Source organism: Pedobacter sp. AK013 (assembly GCF_014205835.1).
Taxonomy (GTDB): domain Bacteria; phylum Bacteroidota; class Bacteroidia; order Sphingobacteriales; family Sphingobacteriaceae; genus Pedobacter.
This window is the reverse complement of sequence record NZ_JACHCQ010000024.1, coordinates 87,840-112,317: the sequence shown is the minus strand read 5'-3', so window position 1 is coordinate 112,317 and position 24,478 is coordinate 87,840. Positions and strand designations below refer to the sequence as shown.

The window sequence follows — 24,478 nt, the reverse complement described above, 5'->3', positions numbered from 1 at the left end:
TTTAGGTGTGGTAACTCAAATATAACACTACAAAGGGTAGACTTAAAGCTACCCTTTTTTATAAACAAAAAAATATTTCTCCGGACAACAGTGAACTTAATTCAGCATGACGAATCGTCTAGTATACGCTGATAATCAAATAAAAAACGAGTTACCATTGGCAACTCGTTTTTTTATCACATAGAGGGGAAGTATTAAACTAAAAACCCTCCGCCCAATAAATCATTTCCTTCGTAAAATACAGCCGATTGGCCAGGTGCAATTGCTGAAACGTTATGATCGAATACTACACGCATTTTATCTTTTTCCTGAACAATTGTACTTAACATACCCGCATCTTTGTAACGGATTTTGGTAATTACATCATTCATTGGTTCTTCAATGCTTGCGTATTTTATCAGGTTAATGTTGCGTACCATGGCTTCTTTACGTTCAAGTTCTTCAGCCCTGCCTAGAACCACGGTATTGCTTTCTGGCAAAATCTGGGTTACAAACATCGGCTCTCCGAATGCTACCCCCAAACCTTTACGCTGACCGATCGTATAAAAAGGATAACCTTTATGTTGGCCAACAACCATTCCATTGCTTAAAATGAAATTTCCGCCGGCAACCCTGTCTTCTAAATCTTCTACTTTATGTTTTAAGAAAGCCCTGTAATCGTTATCCGGTACGAAACAGATTTCATAACTCTCTGATTTTTTTGCCAGTTCTTCCTGTCCCATATCTAAAGCCATTTGTCTGATTTCCGATTTTGCAAAACTGCCCAATGGGAATTTAGTGCGCGAAAGGTTCTCTTGCGAAACACCCCATAGTACATAAGACTGATCTTTATTTTCGTCTTTTCCTTTCGAAATTACATAACGGCCGCTATCTTGCTGGCGGATGTTGGCGTAATGTCCGGTTGCAATAAATTCGCAATCGAGTTTATTGGCACGTTTTAAAAGTGCTTCCCATTTAATATGCGTATTGCATAAAACGCATGGGTTTGGTGTTCTTCCGGCAAGGTATTCATCCACAAAATTGTCGATTACGTAATCGCCGAATTCGTCCCTGATATCAAGGATATAATGCGGAAAGCCATAGTTTACGGCAAGTGTACGGGCATCGTTAATGCTATCTAATGAGCAACAGCCAGTTTCCTTACTGCTACCACCAGACGTTGCATAATCCCAGGTCTTCATGGTTAATCCAATAACTTCATAACCCTGCTCATGCAACATTACAGCCGCTACCGAACTATCAACCCCGCCACTCATGGCAACCAGAATTCTACCGTGTTTACTCATCTTAAAAATATTGGATGCAAAAATAAGGTTTATTTAGCTGAAATTATTTAAAGCAAGTCAGTTACTTGTAAAAAGCGTCGGCTAAATTACTTACATTCACCTCTTAGCTGTACCAGGTAGATTAGTTGGTTAATATCATTTTGAAAAACAGGGTTTGGAGTGCTTCGGTTCCGAAAGCCCTGCTATCACTTCAAGTCCTCTTAATGAAAAATCGGGATATGGGCTTTTCGTTCTATCAGGTTTGTTTAACAAAACCTGAGTGGTTTGGAGTATATCCAGTTAGAAAATGCCACAAGTTGTATCTTCAATAGTTTAAAATGTATTTTTTGTTTTACTTAAACGTTTTAGTCTTTCGTTTTATGCATATTTGAAGATAAATTAATACCTTAGGATTTTCAACAAAACAAGCTAATTTTAAAAAGATATGATTAAAAAAATTATCCTGCCTTGTCTTTTGCTATCGGCGCTGGTTACCTCGGCACAGCAGAACCTAGTGCAGTATGTTAAGCCCATTATTGGTACATCTAAAATGGGACATACTTATCCAGGTGCTACAGTTCCATTTGGTTCGGTACAGCTAAGCCCCGAAACCGATACTTTATCTTACGAAGTAAACGGAAAGTACAATGGAGATGTATATAAATACTGTGCAGGTTATAAATATGAAGATAAAACCATTACCGGATTTAGCCATACGCATTTTAGTGGTACTGGGCATTCAGATTTAGGCGACTTTCTGATTATGCCAACTCAAGGTAAATTGCAGTTGAATCCCGGTACTGCATCAGATCCAAAAGGTGGTTACCGTTCGGCATTTTCTCATGCAAATGAGGTTGCAGAGGCAGGTTATTACAAAGTGAAACTGGATGACGATAACATTACCGCCGAGCTGACCTCAACTACACGAGTAGGAATGCATCAATACACCTTTCCTAAATCGGATCAATCGCATATTATTTTAGATCTGATGGCGGGTATTTATAATTACGAAGAAAAAACGGTGTGGACCTATGTTCGTGTAATAAATGATACCTTAATTACAGGTTACCGTCAAACCAACGGATGGGCCAGAACACGAACGGTATATTTTGCGATGAGTTTTTCTAAACCTTTTAAAAGCTATGGACGTAAAAGCTATGATGCTAAACAGGCTTACAGGGGTTTCTGGGGTAAATTTAACCAGGAGCAGAACTTCCCTGAAATTGCGGGTAAAAAATTGAAAATGTTCTTCGATTTCGATACTCAGGAAGGAGAGAAGATTAAAATTAAATTTGCTTTATCGCCTGTTAGCCAGGAGAATGCCTTGCAGAATATGCGTGCAGAAATTTCTGGCTGGGATTTCGAAAAAGTGAAAGCTCAGGCAAAGGCTACCTGGAATAAAGAATTGAATAAAATACAGGTAAATACTTCTAGTGACAATAAAATCAATTTTTATACTGCTTTATACCATGCTTTTATCAATCCAACCACATATACCGATATTAACGGAGAATATAAAGGTTTAGATCAGGGTGTACACAAAGCAGATGGCTTTACCAATTACACCACTTTCTCCCTTTGGGATACTTACCGGGCCTTACATCCATTCTTTAATATTACGCAGCCAAGCCGCAGTAACGATATGGTGAAATCGATGTTGGCGCATTATGATCAAAGTAGCTTGCATATGTTGCCGATCTGGTCGCATTATGCTAACGATAATTGGTGCATGAGTGGTTACCATAGTGTTTCTGTAATTTCTGATGCGATTATAAAAGGTACTTATAATGGTGATGCCAATAAAGCATTAGATGCCTGTATTGCAACAGCAAAACACCGCGATTATGAGGGAATTGGCTATTATATGGATAAAGGCTATATCCCGGCAGAAAAATCGGGAATTTCTGTTTCCAATAATTTAGAATATTCTTATGATGATTGGTCGATTGCACAACTGGCTAAGAAATTAAACCGTATGGATGTGTATGACGAGTTTATCAAACGCTCTAACAACTGGAAAAATAACTACGACAGCGCTACGGGTTTTATGCGTCCGAAATTGGCCGATGGAACCTTTAAAAAACAATTTGATCCAAAAGATACCGAAGGACAGGGTTTTATTGAAGGCAACAGCTGGAACTACAGTTTCTTTGTACCACAAGATCCAACTTCACTGATTGAAATGATGGGTGGCAAAAAGAAATTTGCAACCCGCTTAGATACTTTGTTTACCATGCATTTACCCGACGAGTTTTTTGCACATACTGAAGACATTACCCGCGAAGGTATTATTGGTGGTTATGTGCACGGAAACGAGCCGGCGCACCATATTGCTTATCTGTACAATTGGGCCGATCAGCCATGGAAAACACAAGCGCAGATTCGCCACATCTTAAACATGCAATACAAGCCTACAGCTGATGGCTTAGGTGGGAATGACGACTGTGGGCAGATGAGCGCCTGGTACATGTTTTCTTCATTAGGCTTTTATCCAGTAGCACCGGGCTCTGATGTGTATTCGTTAGGCAGTCCGTTGGTTAACAATGCTGTAATTAACTTAGAAAACGGTAAAACCTTTACTGTTGAGGCCATTAAACAAAGCGATAAAAATGTTTATGTAGAGAAAGTTTTACTGAACGGCAAAGAAATTACCGATCATAAAATTAGGCATGCTGATATCACAAATGGTGGAAAGCTGACTTTTTATATGAGTGGAAAACCTAAGAAATAATTTTTCTCATCCCTGTACAAATTGAACCGTTGACTTTAATTAGTCGACGGTTTTTTTATTTGGTGCATAGTCAATAATTTGATAGTTTAAGTTTTGTAGTCTAATAGTCTATGGATTAATGACTTAATACTGATTAAACCTATCTAATTATTTCCTTAATATTCTTAATGATTAGTATTCGATTCCGTACCTACGTGGCTAAAAATACACGTCAAATCTTCAAAGCAATATCACCAAACTACCCGCTACAATCATCCCACCACCAATCAATGTTTTAGCATCAATTGGTTCTTTTAAGATCAAAAAGGCCAGACCCATGGCAATGGCTACACTTAATTTATCAATTGGGGCTACTTTAGAAACATTACCCGTTTCGAGCGCTTTAAAATAGAAAATCCACGATAAGCCTGTTGCCAAACCCGATAAACCTAAAAATATCAGGTTGTTTTTACTCAATGTTTTAAGCTGGGAAATTTCTCCGGTTGCTAAAACGATGCCCCAGGCAATAAATAGAATCACAACTGTTCGTATAGCAGTTGCTATATTTCCGTTAACACCTTTTAGTCCAACTTTGGCTAAAATAGCCGTTGCAGCTGCAAACAAGGCAGAGAGTATTGCGTAAAATTTCCACATGATTTAAAATTTAATTCAAAATACAAATATTTATGATTAAATTTTTTAGAGACAAACGGAGGAGTTTAAAAATAGTTCTTAAGTAATTTATCACGAATCAATTGGCCATTGATCCGTGATAAATTAAATTTTAAGCATTTACTTCATCAAAATTAGTTGCAGTAGCCAGATATTTCCAATTTGCCATATCCCGTTGTACATCTGCAATTTTTGCATCGGCTACTTGGTAAGCATCAGGTCCTAAGAATAAATGAAGTGGTGGGTTTTCACTTTTCGAAGCTTCGATAATCACTTCCACTGCTTTGGCAGGATCGCCTGGCTGTTGGTTATTGATATCATTCTGGTGAGCAGCTTGCGAGTCGCGTACCTCTTTATAAGCATCAATAGGGTTATTCGGTACAGCCAATGAACCTGCTGTAAGAAATGCTGTTCTGAAATAACCCGGTTCTACAATTGTTGCTTTAATGCCCATCGATTTTACTTCAGCTGCCAACGATTCGGTAAAGCCAACCACTGCAAATTTTGTAGCACAATAAATTCCAAAACCAGGGAAGTTGCCTGAAAATCCACCGATTGAAGAGATATTGAAAATGTGACCCGATTGTTGTTTCCGTAATTGAGGAAGTACCTTTCTGATTACATTTAACGAACCAAAAACGTTCACATCGAAATTTTGACGCGATTCTTTATCGCTTAATTCTTCTAAAGCACCCAGCATTCCATAGCCCGCATTGTTTACCACGACATCTACTTGACCAAATTTGCTTATCGTTTGACTAATTGCCGCTTCTACACTACTTTCGTCGATCAGATCAACAGCTAGCGGTAAAAAGTTTTCGTATTCGCCAACTGCATTTATTAACTCGTTAAGGTTTCTTGAAGTTGCAGCAACATTAACGCCATTGCTTAATAATGTTTTTACTAATGTAAGCCCCAGGCCTTTTGATGCGCCTGTTACAAACCATACTTTTTGATTTTCCATGATATTTTTTTTAGAATGAAATGTTTATTGAGGTTGTATCCCGATGTTTCTCAGTTTGAGCTTGTCGAAACGCCTTAAACAGTTTTATGGCAGGTTCTTCGACAAGCTCTTCGCAGGAGTTCTTTGGAGAGGATGACAATTCTATAATTATAAAACAACCTCTTTCGCTTGCTCATTCGCCATTAGCATTTGATTAATTGTCGAAATCGGTTGAAATTGTAATAGGTCTCCAGTCTTTAAATTCCTTCTGAAGCGATTCTAACTTGTTGTTTGCTCTTTGGAATGCGTCGTTCCCTAAAAGTAAATGAAGTGGTGGATTTGGCATGCTTGCCAATGAGATCATTGCAGCAGCAGCTTTCTCAGGATCGCCGATCTGCTGACCGTCCATTTTTAGGTATTTGCCGTGTGTTGCCCGTACTTCTTCATATTCGGCAATAGGATTGGCTGCCAAAATTAGCGAATCAGCAGTTAAGAAACTCGTTCTGAATGCGCCTGGAGCCACAACAGTTACTTTTATGCCGAATTCTTTGAGGTCTTCAGCTGATACTTCCGAGAGTGCAATCACAGCCGATTTTGCTGCCGCATATACCGCCCAGCCTGTTGCGCCTGCGATGCCTGCAATTGATGCGATGTTAATGATGTGCCCTGCTCGTTGCGCCCTTAAATATGGTGAAGCTTTTCTGATGACATTTAATGTTCCGAAAACGTTAACATCAAAACTACTGCGCGTTTCCGCGTCGCTAAGCTCTTCAATGCTTCCCCCGATTCCGTAACCTGCATTATTGATCACAACATCGATTCTTTCGAATTTAGTGATGGTTGTCTTTATTGCATTCTCAACGCTTTTTTCTTCGGCCAGGTTAACGGCTAGTGGAAGGAATTTTCCACTATCATTATTTACTGCTTTTTTAAGTTCACCAATATTTCTTGATGTGGCCGCAACATATTGACCAGCATTTAACAACTGATGAACTAAACTTAATCCTAAGCCCTTTGAAGCTCCGGTAATAAACCAAACTTTTTTCTTGCCCATAGTTTTATCCTTTTTGTTAAGACAAAATTACGGGGCAGATGAATTCGCTTTATTACGTTAATCAAACTGATGATTACGAAATTCAAACAATTCGGTAAGAAGTAGGGGTATGGTTGGTCAGTTTTTTGAAAAAGTTGTTAAAATGGGTAGGTTCTTCAAATCCCAGGCAATAACCTATTTCCGATATATTCCAGTCTGTATGTTTAAGTAAAGCTTTAGCTTCGCTTAATAAACGTTCAGTAATATAATGCGTAGTGGTTTTGCCAGTTGTTTCTTTTATTGCACGGTTTAAGTGGTTTACATGTACCGAAAGCTGTGAAGCATAGTCTTTGGCCGAGCGCATGGTAAACCTTTGGGTAGTGGTTTCGATAGGGAATTGCCGCTCCAGTAATTCTGTAAAGACAGAAGTAATCCTGGTGTTGGCATCAGTATGTTTGAATAAATTTTCTGATGGCTCTGTTTTTAATGCAAAATGTGTAATTTCTGTAATGTAATTGCGTAACAGGTCATATTTATAGATATAATCGGTGTTAATTTCCTCAAACATTTTTGAGAAAATAGTTTCTATTTGCTTGTCCTGCTGTTCATTCAAAATGTATGCAGGTTTTCCTCCATGGGTAAACATTGGCAAATCGCTAATGTTTCCGCGGATCTTTCCGGTAAAAAAAGCTTCTGTAAAAATACAGAAATAGCCCGTCACCTCACTTTGTTTGCCACTGGCCAGTTCCCATGTATAAGGTACAAGTGGATTAAAAAAGATTAAAGCTGTACCGTTAATCTCGATACTCTTGTCTGCATAGTGGTAAACGTTATGGCCGCGGGTAAGGCAGATTTTGTAATAATCCCTGCGGTTATAACTCATAGGTTTATGATCATCCCTTAAACAATCTTCCAGCTTAAAAACGTTAAAATGGCCTACACCATTCTGTAAGTTATCTGGCAGGAACTTAAATTTGTTCTGGTAAAAATCTTCAATGGTTTCTGGTTTGTTCATATGTCAAAGTTACAAAATTCAAACGTAAAATAAATTACTGCAATTGACGAAAGCCAGGCCTGAAATTAAAAGGAGATTGCGATGATAAAAATACTTGCATTAAATATACCGATTGGTATATATTTGTGCTGTCAATTTAAAAGAGCATGACTAAGGCAGAAAAAACGAGAAATTTCATTGTAGAGCGAACAGCACCTATTTTTAATATGAAGGGTTATGCGGGTACCTCTTTAAATGATATTACCGCTGCTACGGGTTTAACCAAAGGCAGTATTTATGGCAATTTCGCTAATAAAGATGAAGTGGCATTGGCGGCATTTGATTATAACCTGAAAAATGTTTCATCAAGGATAGATGCTGACATGAACAAACAAGTCGGTGTAAAGGATAAGCTTTTGGTGTACATCAATATTTACCAGAAATTTATCGATGGTTCAGTATCAGAAGGAGGTTGTCCTGTTTTAAATACCGCAGTTGACGCTGATGATACCCATCCCCAATTGCGGGAAAAAGTTTTGAGGGCAGTTTTAGGCTGGAAAAATAAAATTGCTAAATTGATTGAAACAGGTATTTCTGCTAATGAAATCAATGCAGATCACAATCCAGAGCAGGTTGCGCTAACTATTATTGCCATAATAGAAGGTGGGATTATGATTTCGAGGCTTACCGCAAAACCTGCGCACTGGAATTTAATTATGGATTCGTTAAAAAAATATATCAATAGTCTTGGCTAAAAATTTTTAAACAAAAATATACCGATTGGTATTTTATTATGAAAAGAACCAGAACAATAAGTTGGGAAGACCCTATTAAAGGAGCCAAGGAAGCCATGCAAATGGATGGTATTGATTATCTGAAAGCCATGAGTGATCATACATTTCCTTTGCCACCATTGTTGTATACTTTAGATTTTAGTGTAAGTATAATCGAAAAGGGTAATGTCGTTTTCGAATTCATCCCTCAGGAATTTCATTACAACCCAATAGGTACCGTGCATGGCGGAGTAATCACAGCTATTTTAGATTCAGCTATGGGCTGTTCTGTGCACTCGCTGTTACAAGCTGGAAAAGGATATACCACCTTAGAGCTTAAGGTAAATTTCCTAAAAGCCGTTACCATCCAAACAGGAAAATTAAAAACCACAGGTAAAGTAATCAATCTTGGAGGCCGTACAGCCTTAGTGGAAGCACAATTACTAGATGAAAATAATACCGTTTATGCTCACGCAGTGAGCACTTGTTTAATCTTAAAATTTTAAAAAAAAATATAAAATGAAAACTTCACAAAATACCGTTTTATTGATCGGCGGAACAGCTGGTATCGGTTTAGAAATTGCAAAACAGTTAACTGCTTTGGATAACCATGTTATTATTACTGGCAGAAACCAGGAAAGGCTTGATGCAGCTGCTGTATCATTACAAAATGTAACCACTATTCTTTCTGATGTGAGCAAAGCTGAAGATGTAGATCAACTGGTAAGTCGCATCAAAGCCGAATTTCCTAAATTGAATATCGTGATCAATAACGCAGGAAGAGCGTTGCTCTACAGTTTGGCCGATCCAAACCAGGATGCCTTTGCTAACGCAGAAGATGAAATGTTAACCAACTACCTGTCTATCATCAGAATTAACCAAAAGTTATTGCCTGTGCTAAAACAGCAGGAAGCTTCAGCTATCGTAAACGTATCATCTATAGTTGCTTATGTGCCGGGGATTACTTTGCCAACTTATGCGGCCAGTAAAGCAGCATTACATTCTTACAGCACTTCATTAAGGTTAAGTTTAGAAGAAACAACTGTTAAAGTTTTTGAATTGATGCCACCATTAGTTGATACTGAGTTTTCGAAAGAAATTGGCGGACATAACGGGATTAAACCTTCGGTTGTGGCCGACGAGCTCTTAGCTGCGCTAGCTAATGATGAATTTGAAATCAGGGTGGGCGATACCGCAAAGATTTACGAATTGTTCAGACAGTCGCCGGTTGATGCTTTAAATGTAATGAATGCAAATAGAAAAGCCTGGATCGATTCTGTTGAGCATTAAAATGATATAGCAGGAAAGCTAAAGAAATTGTTGTTTCCATTTAGATGACGGTTTTAAATACAGGAATTGTTACTTTCGCGGCGTTAAGTGTAAATCCTGGGTTTACATCAACTTTAATGAAACGATAGGGGCTTTGCAGCTATTCCTGCTATATTAAAATGCCTTTTGGATAATTAAAGTTGATTTTTATCCAGGGGGATTGACTAAAAAACAATAAAATGAAAAGAGTAGTAGTAACAGGTTTAGGTGCAATAACACCGTTAGGTAATACCGTTGAGCATTTTTGGCAACAGATATTAGCTGGGAAAAGTGGTATTGGTCTCATTACAAAATTTGATTCGGGTAAATTTAAAACTCATTTTGCAGGCGAAGTAAAGGATTTTAATCCTGAAACATACCTTGATAAAAAGGAAATTAAAAAGTTTGATCTGTTTACCCAATACGCCATTGGTTCAAGCGATCAGGCGATAAAAGACTCGGGCTTGGATTTTAGCGCTATGAGCGATAATGAATTGGCTGAAGTTGGTGTAATCTGGGCAACAGGGAACGGTGGTATCGGTACTTTCGAAGCACAGCTGGAAGAATTTCATGCAGGTGATGGTACGCCTAGGTTCAGCCCATTTTTTATCCCGAAAATGATTGTTGATATTGCCGCAGGAGCCATTTCGATCCGCCATAAATTACGTGGGCCGAATTATTGTACGGTATCTGCTTGTGCATCGTCTAATACTGCTATTATTAATGCTTTCGATACCATTCGTTTAGGCAAAGCAAGTGTAATGATTGCCGGTGGTTCTGAAGCCGCGCTCACCAAATCATCCGTAGGTGGCTTTAATGCCGCTCAGGCTTTATCAAAAAACAATGATGATCCTCAAGGTGCTTCAAAACCATTTGATGCCGACAGAGATGGTTTTGTGATGAGCGAGGGGGCAGGTGCATTGGTTTTAGAAGATCTGGATCATGCTTTAGCTCGTGGTGCACATATTTATGCCGAGATTATTGGTGGTGGAATGGCAGCTGATGCATATCACTTAACCGGAACACCACCTGATGGGGTTGGTGCAGCTTTAGGGATGTCAAAAGCATTAAAAGATGCAGGGATTACTGCAGATAAAATCGACTATATTAATGCACACGCCACTTCGACTGGATTGGGTGATTTAAGTGAGCTACAGGCAATTAATACTGTTTTTAAAGGCTTACCTGTGATCATTGGTGCAACAAAATCTATGACAGGACATTTATTAGGTGCTGCCGGTGCTGTTGAGAGTTTAATCAGTATTTTATCAATCAGAGATAATATAATTCCGCCTACCATTAACACTAAAAATCTGGATGAAAATATTCCAAAAGGATTAAATTTTGTGTTAGGAGAAAGTATTAAAAAGGAGATCAATTATGTTTTAAATAACACATTTGGTTTTGGCGGGCATACCGCGAGTACTATTTTTAAAAAGTATGAGGCTTAATTAGTTTTATCGGCCATATTGGATAGTGCTTGGCTAATCGCCAGGCACTTTTTCTATGATTGTAGTTTTAATTGTGCTGTCTCTAAAATTACTTTCTGTCATTCTGAACGCAATGAAAGAATCTTTTAGCAGCGAGAAGCTTTTACTTGCATACTTCTTCGTAGTTACTTCAATTAACACAGAAATTCTTCGATTACGCTCAGACTAACCCGCTTTAGTTATAACTGCGGGTGGAAAACCAACAAAAAATGGCAAATGAACCAGTGAACCTACTTATCCATCAACAAATTAACCAGTTCTTTTAGTTCTTCTACTTCGAGTTCTAGTTTTTCTATTCTGTTTTCAAGTTCAGTAGAATCAAACGGTGAAACGGCTATTGTTTCCGTTTCAGGCGTTGTGGTGGTTTCAGCCTGCTCGCCTAAAAGATGAACAAAACGTGCTTCTTTCTGACCAGCTTTCTTTGCCTGCTGCTTTACAAATGCAGGCGCTTCATCTGATAATTTTTGAAGCTGCTCCAAGACCTCTTCAATACTTTCAAATTCATATAATCTTCCCGAATTGCTATTAATTTCGCCGGGCGTTAACGGTCCGCGTAAAAGCAAAAGACAGATTATAGCTAACTCTGAAGGCAATAAAGGATAAACAATGGCCAGATTATGTTTGTATTTGGTTGCGCGGCTTGATCCACCTGTGGCAGTTGAAATTAAACCTTTTATTTTAAGTTGGTTTAGCGTTAAAGTTATGGTTTCCTCGTCGTAATTTACTACAGGATTTCTCGAACTTTTTTGGTTACATGCAGCCGTTAAACTATTTAAAGTCATTGGGTAATAATCGGGCGTAGTGCGGCTTTTTTCTATTAATGAGCCTAAAACACGTTGTTCTTCTGCTGATAGATCGGGTAGTGGTTTTACGTTGTCCATGTTATAAAAGTATAAATTGGTTGAGCATTTTGAAAATTATTTTGTTAATGGTTTGTTTCTAAGGAGTTACATGAAAATATTGCCCGATAGAAAAGATCTGATTTCCGGATTGCTATAATAAAATTGTCATCCTGTCCAGAGGACTTCTGCAGAGCGCTTGTCGAAAGGGCCTATTTAAATAGTCTCGAAAGGCTCAATGCGTCAAAATCGATATGAATTACAACATATGGTACAATCTGTTTTATAACTTAGTGGGGATTCTGAAACAAATTCTGAATAGAGAAGGCCTCGAGAAAAATTAAACCTTTGTAATCACAAACGACGTTCTGCGGTTATTTTTTCTCCCTATTTCAGTTTTATTATCCGCGATAGGTTTACTGGCTCCGAAGCCTTTAAAAGTAAGTCTTTTTGCATCAATACTGTTTTTAACCAGGTATTCGTAAACAGCATTGGCCCGATTTAAAGATAACTTTTTATTCAATTTGTCATCGCCAACATTATCGGTATGCCCCTGAATCTCAATCTGTATATTTTCATTTTGATGCAAAAAATCGATTAACAGATCCAGTTCACGAATAGAAGCAGGTAAAAGATTAAACTTATTGGTATCGAAGAAAATATTTCTCAAGGTTACATTGCCACCTTGTTTTATTTTTTCGATGTAAACTTCAATCTGGTAAGGTTTATTAATATCACCCGCTTTAAGCTCGAAGTTTTCTGAGTAAAACAGGTAACCCTCGGCATTTACATTAAATAAATAATTACTTCCAATGGGCATTACCGCTAAAAACTGGCCAGTTTCTGGATCGGTATAATCATCAAAAACAGTTTTATTGGTTTTCAAATCTATTACCTGTACGTTGCTTTCGATTGTCTTTTTGGTGTCTTTATCCTTTACAATGCCCTTTATGTAAGAAACTTTTGAAGGTTTTGCTGATTCAGGTAAGCCAAAACTGTAAATATCCTGCAAGCCATAACCACCTTTTAAATTTGATGAAAATAATCCTGAATTACCATCAGCACTTACCACCAAACCGCTTTCGTCTTCAAAAGAGTTGATCGGATAGCCAATATTGACAGGTTTTTGCCATTTGCCATCGCTTCCCTGTTTGCTATAATAAATGTCTTTATTTCCAAAACCTGGCCAACCATTAGAAGAAAAATACAGCGTTTTGCCATCTGCATGCAAAAAAGGCGTATTCTCGTCAAAAGCTGTATTGATATCCGGTCCAAGATTAATGGCGGGTCCCCATTTCGCATCATCGGTAATGGTGCTTTTCCATATGTCATAACCGCCTGATCCACCAGGTCTGTTACTGATAAAATATAATGTTCGCCCGTCGGGGCTTATAGCGGGTTGCGATTCCCAGAATTCAGAATTAACTGGTTCTCCAATATTATAGGGCTCACCCCAATCTTTTCCTTCCCGGTGAGAAACATAAATATCACATCTACCTAGACCATCAGGGCGGTTGCATCCCGTAAAAAATAGATACTTACCATCAGGAGAAATGGTTTGCGCACCCTCATTATATCTAGTGGTATTTATCTTGCTTGATAACGGGGTGGCTAGACTCCACACATTGTTTTTTAACTGAGAAGACCAAAAGTCTTCATTGCCATTTACCTGACGGGTAAAAACCAAAGTTTCTCCATCAGCAGTTATTGCAGGAAAGTACTCAGCATCAGTTGTATTTACACCTTGGCCTAAATTTGTTGGACTATATTTTACAGGTTTCCTTATCGCAATGGTAGCAAAATCGCAATCTAAAAGGTATTTTTTAGCTCTTCTTGCTTGATCAGATGAAGAATCTTGTATCAAAAAATCACTGAAGTGCTGTTTCGCCTTTAGATAGTCCTGCGTAGCAAATTCTGTTTCTGCGAGACTATAAATTACTTCAGGCGCTAGCGCTTTATTAATTAATATTGCTTTCTCGTAAGCTGTTCTGGCATCCTGATATTTTTTTTGCGCTTTGTAGACCCCAGCAAGCAATACATAAGCATTTTGAAATAATGGATCGGCTTCAACAGCACTTTTTAAAGCCTGTTCTGCTGAAGCATAGTCTTGCTTTTGAATGAATGGATTTGCTTTTTCGAAAAAGTTTTGTGCTTTTTTATTGTTCGAACCCTGAGCAAACACATAAAAACTGAATAAACTAAAAAATAAGAATAGGAAAAACCTCATACATTAACATTTGGTTATCAAAGCTAATGTAAACTAATTTAAGGAATATTTAAAAATTTGTGTGTTTGCAAAGAAATCTCCCATTTAGGGTTGGCCATTACATACTCAATAATTAATGGTGTAATTTCTTTTGACTTAGACCATTCTGGTTGAAGATATAATTTACATGTAGGAGATACCATTGCAGCATATTCTTCAGCCCATTTAAAATCACTTTTGTTAAAAACTATAACCTTTAATTCGTTTGCAAATGGCGTAATATCTGGCCTGGGTGCTTTAAACTTCTTTGGCGACAGGCAGATCCAGTCCCAATTTCCAGAAAGTGGATAGGCACCAGAGGTTTCGATAAAGGTAAGGATACCTCTTTCTTTTAACTTATTGGTTAAATAATCCAGATTATAAATCAAGGGCTCACCACCAGTGATTACAACAGCCTTACCTGGAAATTTATCGGCATTTTCTACAATAACGTCAGAAAGGGTAAGTGGATGCATTTCGGCATCCCAGCTTTCTTTAACATCGCACCAATGGCAGCCTACATCGCAGCCCCCTAAACGGATGAAATAAGCTGCTTTACCAGTATTAAATCCTTCGCCCTGTATAGTGTAAAATTCTTCCATTAAAGGAAGTAGTGTGCCGTCTTCTGGTATTTCTTGTTTCATTTTTGAGGATGCAAATATCCTAAAAAAATATGGTGATGCTGTTCCTCTTTTGAAATTTAATAGAAAGATGAAATAAGAGTGATATTTATTTGCTGTATTTTAGCAGAATGAAGTGGTTTAAGGCACTAAATAATAATCAAATTCCTCGTTCGGATACGATTAAAACGATTGAAGTGGCAGGAAAACAGCTCTGTCTGATCAATAATGATAATAAAATTATTGCAACCCAATCTCATTGTCCGCATGCTGGTGGCCATTTTAGTGGTGGCTGGTGTAAAAATGGAAACCTGGTTTGCCCAATCCATCGATATGAGTACAGTTTAACCACCGGAAGGGGAGCAGAAGGACAGGGCGATTACATCAACATTTACCCAACTGAATTACGTGAAGATGGCCTGTACATTGGTTTTGAAGAGAGTTGGTGGAGTAAACTTTGGGGGTAAATTAGTTCATTCGTTCAGTGGTCATTAGTTCGTTGGTCAATAGCTTGTAGTTATTGGCCGACCGTTAATCGGTTATCGACGTCAAACACCATACCAATAGATTAATAATGCATTGTTTACTACAATTGCTAAGTCTTAATTTTCTTAACTTCTTAATGATCAGCTAATATGATCACTGTTATAGCGATTGAATTACTTCCAATTTATAATCGTGTCTTCGCGGTATAAAACTTAGGAGGAGTAGCTCTCAATCACTTAACTAAAAAAGCGATTCAACTTAATGAACCGCTTTTAGATATTTTTAGCTTTGGATTATTTTAACCCTCCACCTTTACACTTAGCACCTTAAGCGTATATTTCTTTCCTAGCCGATGCCAGTGTATTCTTCAATAAACCTACAATAGTCATTAAACCTACACCACCAGGAACAGGCGTAATGTAAGAGGCCTTAGGTGCTACGTTTTCGAAGTCTACATCACCATATAACTTAAAGCCCGATTTGGTTTCAGTAGAATTTTCCCTGTTAATACCCACGTCAATAATAATTGCACCTGGCTTAACCATATCGGCAGTAACAAAATTCTTTTTACCGATGGCTGCAATCACAATATCGGCTTGGAGAACCTGTTCTTTTAAATCTTTGGTACGCGAATGGGTAAGCGTAACGGTACAGTTACCTGGGTTTGCATTGCGGGCCATTAAAATACTCATTGGACTACCCACAATGTTACTGCGACCAACAACAACACAGTGCATTCCTGTAGTATCTATACCGTACTCCTGTAACATTAATAAAATACCATAAGGTGTTGCCGGAATAAAGCAAGGTAGGTTACGCATCATCCTGCCTAAATTTACAGGGTGGAAACCATCTACATCTTTACGATAATCGATTTTTTCAGTTACTTTCTCTGGATCAATATGTTTAGGCAAAGGCAACTGAACAATTAATCCATCCACATCATCATCCTGATTAATTTCTTCAATTTTTGCCAATAGCTCAGCTTCAGTTACAGAGTTATCATATCTATGTAGCGATGATTTAAAGCCAACTTTTTCGCAGTTTTTCATCTTACTGGCCACATAGGTTTCGCTTCCGCCATCGTTACCAACTAAAATGGCTACTAGGTGTGGCTTGCGACCTGTTTTATTCAAAAATTCAGCAGCTTCTTCTGCAATCTGAATTTTAACCTTTTCTGATACGTATTTACCGTCTAATAATTTCATTTTTCAAAATATCAAGTAGCAAGTATTTAGTGTCAAGATTTGCAAATTATCTTGCTACTTGATACTTAAATCTCGATTCTAATTTAATCTAATTTCAAAACCGCCATAAAGGCTGTCTGCGGGATTTCTACATTACCCACCTGACGCATACGTTTTTTACCTTTTTTCTGTTTTTCCAATAACTTACGTTTACGGGAAATATCACCACCGTAACATTTTGCTGTTACATCTTTACGTAAGGCACTAAGTGTTTCGCGGGCAATAACTTTAGCACCTATTGAGGCTTGTATTTTAATTTCGAATTGTTGACGAGGGATCAGCTCTCTTAATTTCTCACAGATTTTCTTTCCGAAATCGTAAGCATTGCTTCTATGGATCAGTGAAGATAAAGCATCTACAGGCTCATCGTTCAGTAACATATCTAAACGCACTAAATCCGATTTGCGGTAACCTGTTTGATGATAATCGAAAGAGGCATAGCCTTTAGAAATTGTTTTCAGTTTATCGTAAAAATCGAATACAATTTCGCCCATTGGCATTTCGAAAACCAGTTCAACACGGTCTGAAGTTAGATAGGATTGGTTTACAATAATACCACGCTTTTGGATACAGAGCGACATTACCGGGCCAACAAATTCAGCTTTGGTAATAATATTCGCTTTAATATATGGTTCTTCAACCGAATCCAATTTACTAGGATCCGGTAAATCTGAAGGATTGTTTACGGTAATCTCGTCACCTTTGGTGGTGTATGCAATATATGATACGTTGGGAACCGTTGTAATTACGGTCATATCGAATTCACGCTCTAAACGCTCCTGAATAATCTCCATATGCAACATCCCTAAGAAACCGCAACGGAAACCAAAGCCAAGTGCTGCAGAACTTTCTGGCTCGAAAACGATAGAAGCATCATTTAGTTGCAATTTGTGCATTGCCTCACGTAATTCTTCAAACTCATCAGTATCTACAGGGTAAATACCTGCAAAAACCATTGGCTTAACTTCTTCAAAACCTTGAATGGCATCTAATGATGGCCTGGCCACAGTTGTAATCGTATCCCCAACTTTTACTTCTCTGGCCTCTTTAATGCCAGAAATAATATAACCCACATCGCCAGTTTTAACCACATTACGCGGCGACATATCTAGCTTCAAAATGCCAACTTCATCAGCAAGGTATTCTTTGCCGGTATTAATAAACTTTACTTTATCGCCCTTTTTAATTTCGCCGTTTACCACTTTGTAATAAGCGATAATCCCTCTGAATGAGTTAAAAACAGAATCGAAAATCAATGCCTGTAACGGTGCTTCCGGATCGCCAACCGGGGCTGGAACACGATCTACAATAGCCTGGATAATATCAGGGATACCCATACCGGTTTTACCCGATGCAGGAATAATATCTTCGCGTTTACAGCCAATTAAATCAATAATCTGGTCTTTAACTTCCTCAGGCATAGCCCCAGGTAAGTCCATTTTATTTAAAATCGGAATAATTTCAAGATCGTGCTCTAAAGCCAGATATAAATTGGAAATAGTCTGCGCCTGAATCCCTTGCGAAGCATCTACAATAAGCAAAGCGCCCTCGCAGGCTGCAATGGAACGCGAAACCTCGTACGAGAAATCGACGTGGCCTGGTGTATCAATCAGGTTAAAATTGTATTCAATATCACCAACTTTATAGTTCATTTGTATGGCATGACTTTTAATTGTTATGCCTCTCTCACGCTCTAAATCCATGTTATCGAGCAATTGCGCCTGTGCTTCACGCTGCGAAATCGTCGCTGTATATTCTAATAACCTATCAGCCAGGGTGCTCTTGCCATGGTCGATATGTGCAATAATGCAAAAATTACGTATATGCTTCATCTTTGCGCAAAGATATGGTTTTTAATGGAAAATGTAAGAGGGAAAATGGAATGCATATTTGCCATTTTTTTATTGTTTTGGAAAGCAAAATCAGCGATTTTTCGGTTACCGCAGAACTGCTTTCCACTTTATACCGGTGTTGGTTCAATGCTGGTTCGAGTGGTAGAAAACCGGGATGTCCGTTCCAATCAGTTTATTTAACCAATAGTAGTAATTCTTTTGAGGGTTTTATACCTGATGCCTAAAATTAATCACAAATAGGCAGATAATAATGTTCAGTTTAGTAACATCTGTGCCTATCTGTGGTTAAAGACTAAACCTTTATTTTCTTCCACTTGCCTTTTTTAAACAAGATAAAGGCAGCTATTGCAATACCAGCTTCAGCCGTAGGGATGGCAATAAAAACACCTGTAGGGCCCATTTCTAAATATTTCGCTAAAAAGTAAGCCAATGGAATCTGAAATAGCCAAAAGGCAAAAACATTAATTTTGGTTGGCGTCCAGGTATCGCCAGCACCATTAAAAGCACTGCTAAAAACCATCGCAGCACCATAAATAACAAAACCAATGCTTAAAATTTTCAAAGCTTGGCTAGCAATGGCAATTACTTTTTCATCTGCAGTAAAGAAAGCAGCAAACAAATGTCCGCAGGTTAAGAACAGCACACTTACTACTGCCATGAAAATAATGATATACTTCAGGGTCTGGAAAACCGATTTTTCGGCCCGATCTATATGCCCTGCACCTAAATTCTGACCAACCAGCGTAGCTGCCGCATTACTTAAGCCCCAGGCGGGTAACATAAAAAACATCATAAGTCGTAGTGCAGTTTGGTAACCAGCCGATCCCGTATCACCACCAGTAGTGGCCACTAGCTCTGCTAAAAATACCCAGCTACAACTCGCAATTACAAACTGAAAGATAGCTGGAGCAGCAATCTTAACGATAGCCTTAATTTGTGCGAAATCAGGCAAAAAGTGGCTAATGCGTATTTTTAATATGTTTTTACCACTGAACAAATTGTAAACCTGATAGGTAACACCCAAACCACGACCAATTGTGGTTGCAATTGCAGCACCCATTAAACCAAAAGCTGGTATTGGACCTAAACCATTGATAAAAATAGGGCAGAGGATGATATTAGCAATATTTGCGATCCATAAACTCCGCATTGCGATTGCTGCGTTACCTGCGCCTCGAAAAATTCCATTAATTAAGAATAACAATACAATAATAATACTTCCACCCATCATAATACGGACGAATGCCACACCTTGATCAGCAGTTTCAGTTGAAGCGCCCATTAGCAATAGGATATCTCTGGCGTAGATCAAGCCCAGTATGCTGATGATAATGTTTACGAAAACAGCTATCACAATGGTTTGCATCCCAGCTTTTGATGCCGCTTCAGGATTTTTCTCGCCAATTCTCCGTGCAACTACCGCAGTTGCGGCCATACTCAAGCCAATGGCCAATGAGTAAATAATAGTTAGTACAGATTCTGTTAAACCAACGGTTTGTATCGCATGGCTACTATTTTTCAAGTGGCCAACAAAATATAAATCGACTAAAGCAAAAACCGATTCCATAGCCATTTCCAACATCATCGGAATGGCCAATAAAATAATTGCGCGTTTAATACTGATGGAGGTAAGGTCAACTTCATGACCTTTTAAAGACTGGATCAGAATATCGAAAAATGAAGATAGTTTGCCCTGTGCCTTTGTAGACTGTGACATATAATATAAATAAATTGTGATGTATAAACCAATGATACGCGGTTAAGCGTATATACCTAAAATTGAAATGGAGGGAATCCTCAGTTACTTAAAACCTCAAACGGATTGCAGATACTATCATGGCTCTGGTCTTTTGATAAACCAAAGATAAGGAAAAATCCTAAATGTCAAATTTTGATGACTGATTTTTTAAAATTGATTGAATTTTGTAACAGAAGTATGGAACGTACAGAATTATAATCTTTCTAATCTCTTTAATTTAATCCGTGTAATCAAATTAGATACTATAGGCTTTAATCATTTCTTCAGTAACTTTCGTGCCCCTGTTTGTGTTTAAATCTATTAGCACGTAATCAAAAATACCATCTGAAGCTACTTTTCCTGTTTTTTGGTTGATAATTTCGAACTGTACCGAGCAGCCTTTTTCGTGCATGGTTAAGATTCCTGTGCGGATCAGCATTAAATCATTCATTAATAACGGGCGTTTAAAATTAATATCAACGCGGCTTACCACCCAGCCTAGCCCTTGTTGGGTAAAGTGCTCCCAGGGCATGCCGTAAAATTTTTCCATCTGCTCATAACGTGCCGCTAGTACATAGTCTAAATATTTGCTATTATGTACATGGTTAAACATATCGATATCATCCGGACGGACGCGTAATTCGCTTTCAAATATGCTGTATTGATTCTTTTCCAAAGGTAAATGTTTTGTGCAAAAGTAAGCTTTTGATATCTTTATATAAAGATGTATTGACGTAAAGATATATCGTCTATTTTTCGTATTTTTGATATGAAATGGGAAAACTTAAATTATATGATATTAATACTCCGCGCGAAACAATTGTTGAAGAGCGTGATGGTGTTTATTTAAGCCGTAGCCCTGAGCAGCGTTTCTTTGGCGTTTTGGAACTTAATCATATTTCAGTTACCATGAACGGAGGTAAGCCATTAAAATCTCCTCAAGGCAAAGGGCTTGTAATCTGTAAGCCTGCCATATAATTTTGCTTTATGTCTTTTGATAAAGAAAATCCTGAAATGCTTTTGTTGTTGGAAACATTTGAGCAGTTTAATGTTAATTATCTGATTGTAGGTGGTTTCGCCGTTAACCGGTATGGTTATAACCGTACTACAGGAGATTTGGATATTTACCTTAAGGATACTAAAGATAATAGACAAAATCTAATTTACGCCCTTGATAAAATGGGATATGGCAGATATGACATGTTGTTGGATGTGCCCATTATTGCAGGCTATTGCGAAGTTTTAATGGATGATGGCATGTATGCAGATCTGATGACGGATATTCCTGGGCTGGATAAACAAAAATTCGATGAGTATTTTCAAATGGCTACTGTAGATGAAATTAATGGAATTAAAGCAAGGTTTTTGCATTATAACCATCTATTAGATAATAAACGGGCAACAAATAGGCCGAAAGATCTATTAGATGTTTTAGAATTGGAGCGCATTAATAAGAGAAACTAAGTATGCCCTAAAATGGACTTTTGTTTATCGTTTAACAATACTTGCTTCTAATTAAAAATAACCTTATATTTGCGCCACAATTAATTAATTTTTATTGCTTTAATATTATTCAAGAAATGTATTTAAGTCCAGAAAAGAAAGCCGAAATCTTTAAACAACACGGCGAAGTAGAAACCAACACTGGTTCTGCAGAAGGTCAAGTAGCGTTATTTACATACCGTATTGCGCACTTAACAGAACACTTAAAGAAAAACCGTAAAGATTTTTCTACTCAGTTGTCACTTCAAAAATTGGTAGGTAAACGTCGCGGTATTTTGGCTTACCTATACAAAAAAGATATTGAGCGCTACCGTGCTATCATCAAAGCTTTATCGCTTCGTGATATCATTAAACAAAAATAAGCGAATTTTATCAGCGAAAGCCATTCTTACGGGAGTGGCTTTTTACTTTCCTGTTAATTTTTTTAACGGGATTTGTTATGATAGGCTTTTTTAATCCTATCTTCGTTTGCAAAAACAAAAACATATATAAACAACGGTGTGTAGAAAGAGGAAAACACATCATAATTCTAATTAAATGAATGTAATAAAAAAATCGTTCGATTTGGGCGATGGCAGAATTGTAGAAATTGAAACAGGGAAACTGGCTAAACAAGCTGATGGTTCGGTTGTAGTTAAAATGGGCGATACTATGTTGTTAGCAACAGTTGTATCTACTGTTGGTGCTAAACCAGGTACAGATTTTTTGCCTTTATCGGTTGATTATCAGGAAAAATATGCAGCTACAGGTCGTATCCCAGGAGGTTTTTTACGTCGTGAAGCAAGATTGTCTGATTACGAGGTATTAATTTCGCGTTTGGTAGATAGAGCTTTACGCCCACAATTCCCTTCCGATTATCACTCTGATACACAGGTGATGATTTCTTTAATCTCTGCTGATAAAAATATCATGCCAGATTGTTTGGCAGGTTTAGCAGCATCGGCTGCATTATCAGTTTCTGATATTCCTTTCAACGGTCCAATTTCTGAAGTACGTGTGGCTAAAATTGACGGTAAATTGGTAATCAACCCATTTGCCAGCGATTTAGAACGTGCTACACTTGAGTTTATGGTTGCAGGTTCTGCTAACGATATCTGTATGGTAGAAGGCGAGTGTGATGAAATTCAGGAAGATGAAATGGTTGAGGCTTTAAAATTTGCACATGATGCAATTAAAGTTCAATGTGCTGTTCAGGTTGAATTAACCGAAGCAACAGGTAAAACTGTAAAACGCGAATACAGCCACGAAGATCACGATGCCGATTTAAAAGCGAAGGTTTATGCTGATACTTACGATAAAGTTTATGCCGTGGCTAAAGCTGGTGGTAATAAAGATGTTCGTAAAGAAGGTTTTACAGCAATCATTAACGAATTCTTCGAAGCAATGCCAGAAGATACTGCTGATTTAACCAAGGCAATGGCTAAACATTATTATCATGATGTTCAGTACGACGCGATCAGAAATTTATTATTAGACGAAGGTATCCGTTTAGATGGTCGTCAAACTACAGAAATCCGTCCTATCTGGAGTGAAGTTGGCTATTTGCCTGCTGCTCACGGTTCGGCTGTATTTACACGTGGCGAAACTCAATCATTAACTTCAGTTACTTTAGGTAGCAAAGATGATGAGCAGATGATTGATGGTGCTTTCTTTAATGGTTACCAGAAATTCTTATTGCACTATAATTTCCCAGGTTTCTCAACTGGCGAGGTGAGACCAAACAGAGGCGCTGGCCGTCGCGAAATTGGCCATGGTAACTTAGCTCAGCGTTCGTTGAAAAAAGTATTGCCACAGGGCGAAGCAAATCCTTACACTATCCGCGTGGTTTCTGATATTTTAGAATCTAACGGTTCATCATCAATGGCAACTGTTTGTGCGGGTACATTGGCACTTATGGATGCGGGTATTAAAATCAAAGCTCCAGTTTCGGGTATTGCAATGGGTTTAATTACCGATGAGAAAACTGGTAAATATGCTATTCTTTCTGATATTTTAGGTGATGAAGATCATTTAGGTGATATGGACTTTAAAGTAACCGGTACAGAAAATGGTATTGTTGCTTGTCAGATGGATTTAAAAATCAATGGTTTATCTTACGAAGTGTTAACCAAAGCCTTATTACAGGCTAAAGATGGTCGTTTACATATCTTAAACGAGATGAAGAAAACCATCGGAGCACCTAACGAAGATTACAAACCACATGCTCCTCGTATTGTTTCTTTAACTATTGATAAAGAATTTATCGGTGCAATTATTGGCCCTGGAGGTAAAATTATTCAAGAAATGCAACGCGAAACCGGTGCTTCAATCTCTATAGAAGAAGTTGATGGTAAAGGTATTGTAGAAGTATTTGCTGATAACAAAGCGGCAATTGATGCAGCGGTTACCCGTATCCGCAATATTGTTGCTAAACCAGAAATTGGTGAAATTTACCAAGGTAAAGTAAAATCAATTATGCCGTTTGGTGCATTTGTTGAGGTAATGCCAGGCAAAGATGGTTTATTACACATCTCTGAAATTTCATGGGAGCGTTTAGAAACCATGGATGGGGTATTGAAAGAAGGAGATAAAATCGAAGTTAAATTGTTAGACATCGATAAACAAGGTAAAATGAAACTTTCTCGTAAGGTTTTATTACCAAGACCAGAAAAACCAGCTGCGCCGCAAGCGTAATAATCGATACGTCGTGCTGAACTTGTTTCAGCATCTCAATAATAAAAACCCTTCCAGTTTACTGGAAGGGTTTTTTGTGATATAAA

General features: G+C 38.0%; 22 protein-coding genes. 10 read left to right on the top strand and 12 right to left on the bottom strand.

Annotation, left to right across the window (positions count from 1 at the left end):
• Window positions 1-194: 194 nt before the first annotated feature.
• Window positions 195-1,286 (bottom strand): tRNA 2-thiouridine(34) synthase MnmA, encoded by a 1,092-nt coding sequence (gene mnmA, locus HDC90_RS16450; RefSeq protein WP_184468267.1) that lies wholly within the window; start codon window positions 1,284-1,286, stop codon window positions 195-197.
• A 424-nt stretch (window positions 1,287-1,710) separates the two neighbouring features.
• On the opposite strand from mnmA, the gene HDC90_RS16445 reads away from it, so the two are divergent.
• Window positions 1,711-3,996 (top strand): GH92 family glycosyl hydrolase, encoded by a 2,286-nt coding sequence (locus HDC90_RS16445; RefSeq protein WP_184468265.1) that lies wholly within the window; start codon window positions 1,711-1,713, stop codon window positions 3,994-3,996.
• Between the two features lie 219 nt (window positions 3,997-4,215).
• Here HDC90_RS16445 and HDC90_RS16440 read toward each other — a convergent pair whose 3' ends face one another.
• From HDC90_RS16440 to HDC90_RS16425, 4 genes are all read right to left on the bottom strand, one after another.
• Window positions 4,216-4,629: an EamA family transporter gene (locus HDC90_RS16440; protein ID WP_184468263.1), complete on the bottom strand. Its 414-nt coding sequence runs from the start codon at window positions 4,627-4,629 to the stop codon at window positions 4,216-4,218.
• 130 nt (window positions 4,630-4,759) lie between these two features.
• Window positions 4,760-5,611: an SDR family oxidoreductase gene (locus HDC90_RS16435; protein WP_184468261.1), complete on the bottom strand. Its 852-nt coding sequence runs from the start codon at window positions 5,609-5,611 to the stop codon at window positions 4,760-4,762.
• Between the two features lie 193 nt (window positions 5,612-5,804).
• Entirely contained in the window at window positions 5,805-6,644 is an 840-nt protein-coding gene (locus HDC90_RS16430) for an SDR family NAD(P)-dependent oxidoreductase (RefSeq protein ID WP_184468259.1), read from the bottom strand.
• An 82-nt stretch (window positions 6,645-6,726) separates the two neighbouring features.
• Window positions 6,727-7,638 carry an AraC family transcriptional regulator gene (locus HDC90_RS16425; protein ID WP_184468257.1) on the bottom strand — a complete coding sequence of 304 codons (912 nt, stop codon included), beginning with the start codon at window positions 7,636-7,638 and terminating at the stop codon, window positions 6,727-6,729.
• Window positions 7,639-7,784: 146 nt separating this feature from the next.
• Between HDC90_RS16425 and HDC90_RS16420 the strand changes: the two genes are divergently transcribed.
• From HDC90_RS16420 to fabF, 4 genes are all read left to right on the top strand, one after another.
• On the top strand, window positions 7,785-8,372 hold the full coding sequence (locus tag HDC90_RS16420; protein ID WP_184468255.1) for a TetR/AcrR family transcriptional regulator: 588 nt from the start codon (window positions 7,785-7,787) through the stop codon (window positions 8,370-8,372).
• A 38-nt stretch (window positions 8,373-8,410) separates the two neighbouring features.
• Window positions 8,411-8,896, top strand: a complete 486-nt coding sequence (locus HDC90_RS16415; RefSeq protein ID WP_184468254.1) for a PaaI family thioesterase — start codon at window positions 8,411-8,413, stop codon at window positions 8,894-8,896.
• Window positions 8,897-8,909: 13 nt separating this feature from the next.
• Window positions 8,910-9,680, top strand: coding sequence for an SDR family oxidoreductase (locus HDC90_RS16410; RefSeq protein ID WP_184468252.1), 771 nt, complete (start codon window positions 8,910-8,912; stop codon window positions 9,678-9,680).
• Window positions 9,681-9,898: 218 nt separating this feature from the next.
• The gene (fabF, locus tag HDC90_RS16405) at window positions 9,899-11,149 is read left to right on the top strand and encodes a beta-ketoacyl-ACP synthase II (protein WP_184468250.1); all 1,251 of its coding nucleotides are present in this window, start codon (window positions 9,899-9,901) and stop codon (window positions 11,147-11,149) included.
• Between the two features lie 269 nt (window positions 11,150-11,418).
• On the opposite strand, the gene HDC90_RS16400 is transcribed toward fabF, so the two are convergent.
• The 3 genes from HDC90_RS16400 to HDC90_RS16390 all read right to left on the bottom strand — a co-directional run bounded on the left by HDC90_RS16400 (window position 11,419) and on the right by HDC90_RS16390 (window position 14,916).
• Window positions 11,419-12,069, bottom strand: a complete 651-nt coding sequence (locus HDC90_RS16400) for a YceH family protein (RefSeq protein ID WP_184468248.1) — start codon at window positions 12,067-12,069, stop codon at window positions 11,419-11,421.
• A 298-nt stretch (window positions 12,070-12,367) separates the two neighbouring features.
• On the bottom strand, window positions 12,368-14,254 hold the full coding sequence (locus tag HDC90_RS16395) for an OmpA family protein (RefSeq protein WP_184468246.1): 1,887 nt from the start codon (window positions 14,252-14,254) through the stop codon (window positions 12,368-12,370).
• A gap of 38 nt (window positions 14,255-14,292) precedes the next feature.
• Window positions 14,293-14,916, bottom strand: a complete 624-nt coding sequence (locus HDC90_RS16390; protein WP_184468243.1) for a 7-carboxy-7-deazaguanine synthase QueE — start codon at window positions 14,914-14,916, stop codon at window positions 14,293-14,295.
• Window positions 14,917-15,023: 107 nt separating this feature from the next.
• Here HDC90_RS16390 and HDC90_RS16385 point away from each other — a divergent pair, with 107 nt between their 5' ends.
• On the top strand, window positions 15,024-15,359 hold the full coding sequence (locus HDC90_RS16385) for a Rieske 2Fe-2S domain-containing protein (protein WP_184468241.1): 336 nt from the start codon (window positions 15,024-15,026) through the stop codon (window positions 15,357-15,359).
• Between the two features lie 345 nt (window positions 15,360-15,704).
• Here HDC90_RS16385 and HDC90_RS16380 read toward each other — a convergent pair whose 3' ends face one another.
• The 4 genes from HDC90_RS16380 to HDC90_RS16365 all read right to left on the bottom strand — a co-directional run bounded on the left by HDC90_RS16380 (window position 15,705) and on the right by HDC90_RS16365 (window position 20,892).
• Window positions 15,705-16,586 carry a bifunctional 5,10-methylenetetrahydrofolate dehydrogenase/5,10-methenyltetrahydrofolate cyclohydrolase gene (locus HDC90_RS16380; RefSeq protein WP_184468239.1) on the bottom strand — a complete coding sequence of 294 codons (882 nt, stop codon included), beginning with the start codon at window positions 16,584-16,586 and terminating at the stop codon, window positions 15,705-15,707.
• 83 nt (window positions 16,587-16,669) lie between these two features.
• A complete protein-coding gene (lepA, locus tag HDC90_RS16375) occupies window positions 16,670-18,457 on the bottom strand; it encodes a translation elongation factor 4 (RefSeq protein WP_167294524.1) in 1,788 nt (595 codons plus the stop codon).
• A gap of 313 nt (window positions 18,458-18,770) precedes the next feature.
• Window positions 18,771-20,195, bottom strand: a complete 1,425-nt coding sequence (locus HDC90_RS16370) for an MATE family efflux transporter (RefSeq protein WP_184468237.1) — start codon at window positions 20,193-20,195, stop codon at window positions 18,771-18,773.
• A gap of 277 nt (window positions 20,196-20,472) precedes the next feature.
• Window positions 20,473-20,892 (bottom strand): thioesterase family protein, encoded by a 420-nt coding sequence (locus tag HDC90_RS16365; RefSeq protein WP_184468236.1) that lies wholly within the window; start codon window positions 20,890-20,892, stop codon window positions 20,473-20,475.
• 98 nt (window positions 20,893-20,990) lie between these two features.
• Here HDC90_RS16365 and HDC90_RS16360 point away from each other — a divergent pair, with 98 nt between their 5' ends.
• The 4 genes from HDC90_RS16360 to pnp all read left to right on the top strand — a co-directional run bounded on the left by HDC90_RS16360 (window position 20,991) and on the right by pnp (window position 24,392).
• Window positions 20,991-21,194, top strand: a complete 204-nt coding sequence (locus HDC90_RS16360; RefSeq protein ID WP_184468234.1) for a hypothetical protein — start codon at window positions 20,991-20,993, stop codon at window positions 21,192-21,194.
• Between the two features lie 9 nt (window positions 21,195-21,203).
• Window positions 21,204-21,680, top strand: a complete 477-nt coding sequence (locus HDC90_RS16355) for a hypothetical protein (protein WP_184468232.1) — start codon at window positions 21,204-21,206, stop codon at window positions 21,678-21,680.
• 116 nt (window positions 21,681-21,796) lie between these two features.
• Window positions 21,797-22,081, top strand: a complete 285-nt coding sequence (gene rpsO, locus HDC90_RS16350; protein ID WP_025146265.1) for a 30S ribosomal protein S15 — start codon at window positions 21,797-21,799, stop codon at window positions 22,079-22,081.
• A 175-nt stretch (window positions 22,082-22,256) separates the two neighbouring features.
• Entirely contained in the window at window positions 22,257-24,392 is a 2,136-nt protein-coding gene (pnp, locus tag HDC90_RS16345) for a polyribonucleotide nucleotidyltransferase (protein WP_184468230.1), read from the top strand.
• Window positions 24,393-24,478: the final 86 nt, after the last annotated feature.

Excerpts from the sequence above, each read along its gene's own strand:
- HDC90_RS16415 (WP_184468254.1), top strand. The coding sequence starts at position 8,411 with ATGAAAAGAACCAGAACAATAAGTTGGGAAGACCCTATTAAAGGAGCC.
- mnmA (WP_184468267.1), bottom strand. The coding sequence starts at position 1,286 with ATGAGTAAACACGGTAGAATTCTGGTTGCCATGAGTGGCGGGGTTGAT.
- HDC90_RS16370 (WP_184468237.1), bottom strand. The coding sequence starts at position 20,195 with ATGTCACAGTCTACAAAGGCACAGGGCAAACTATCTTCATTTTTCGAT.
- fabF (WP_184468250.1), top strand. The coding sequence starts at position 9,899 with ATGAAAAGAGTAGTAGTAACAGGTTTAGGTGCAATAACACCGTTAGGT.
- pnp (WP_184468230.1), top strand. The coding sequence starts at position 22,257 with ATGAATGTAATAAAAAAATCGTTCGATTTGGGCGATGGCAGAATTGTA.
- HDC90_RS16355 (WP_184468232.1), top strand. The coding sequence starts at position 21,204 with ATGTCTTTTGATAAAGAAAATCCTGAAATGCTTTTGTTGTTGGAAACA.
- HDC90_RS16445 (WP_184468265.1), top strand. The coding sequence starts at position 1,711 with ATGATTAAAAAAATTATCCTGCCTTGTCTTTTGCTATCGGCGCTGGTT.
- HDC90_RS16380 (WP_184468239.1), bottom strand. The coding sequence starts at position 16,586 with ATGAAATTATTAGACGGTAAATACGTATCAGAAAAGGTTAAAATTCAG.
- lepA (WP_167294524.1), bottom strand. The coding sequence starts at position 18,457 with ATGAAGCATATACGTAATTTTTGCATTATTGCACATATCGACCATGGC.
- HDC90_RS16395 (WP_184468246.1), bottom strand. The coding sequence starts at position 14,254 with ATGAGGTTTTTCCTATTCTTATTTTTTAGTTTATTCAGTTTTTATGTG.
- HDC90_RS16410 (WP_184468252.1), top strand. The coding sequence starts at position 8,910 with ATGAAAACTTCACAAAATACCGTTTTATTGATCGGCGGAACAGCTGGT.
- HDC90_RS16440 (WP_184468263.1), bottom strand. The coding sequence starts at position 4,629 with ATGTGGAAATTTTACGCAATACTCTCTGCCTTGTTTGCAGCTGCAACG.
- HDC90_RS16360 (WP_184468234.1), top strand. The coding sequence starts at position 20,991 with ATGGGAAAACTTAAATTATATGATATTAATACTCCGCGCGAAACAATT.
- rpsO (WP_025146265.1), top strand. The coding sequence starts at position 21,797 with ATGTATTTAAGTCCAGAAAAGAAAGCCGAAATCTTTAAACAACACGGC.
- HDC90_RS16400 (WP_184468248.1), bottom strand. The coding sequence starts at position 12,069 with ATGGACAACGTAAAACCACTACCCGATCTATCAGCAGAAGAACAACGT.
- HDC90_RS16425 (WP_184468257.1), bottom strand. The coding sequence starts at position 7,638 with ATGAACAAACCAGAAACCATTGAAGATTTTTACCAGAACAAATTTAAG.
- HDC90_RS16390 (WP_184468243.1), bottom strand. The coding sequence starts at position 14,916 with ATGAAACAAGAAATACCAGAAGACGGCACACTACTTCCTTTAATGGAA.
- HDC90_RS16420 (WP_184468255.1), top strand. The coding sequence starts at position 7,785 with ATGACTAAGGCAGAAAAAACGAGAAATTTCATTGTAGAGCGAACAGCA.
- HDC90_RS16430 (WP_184468259.1), bottom strand. The coding sequence starts at position 6,644 with ATGGGCAAGAAAAAAGTTTGGTTTATTACCGGAGCTTCAAAGGGCTTA.
- HDC90_RS16385 (WP_184468241.1), top strand. The coding sequence starts at position 15,024 with ATGAAGTGGTTTAAGGCACTAAATAATAATCAAATTCCTCGTTCGGAT.
- HDC90_RS16435 (WP_184468261.1), bottom strand. The coding sequence starts at position 5,611 with ATGGAAAATCAAAAAGTATGGTTTGTAACAGGCGCATCAAAAGGCCTG.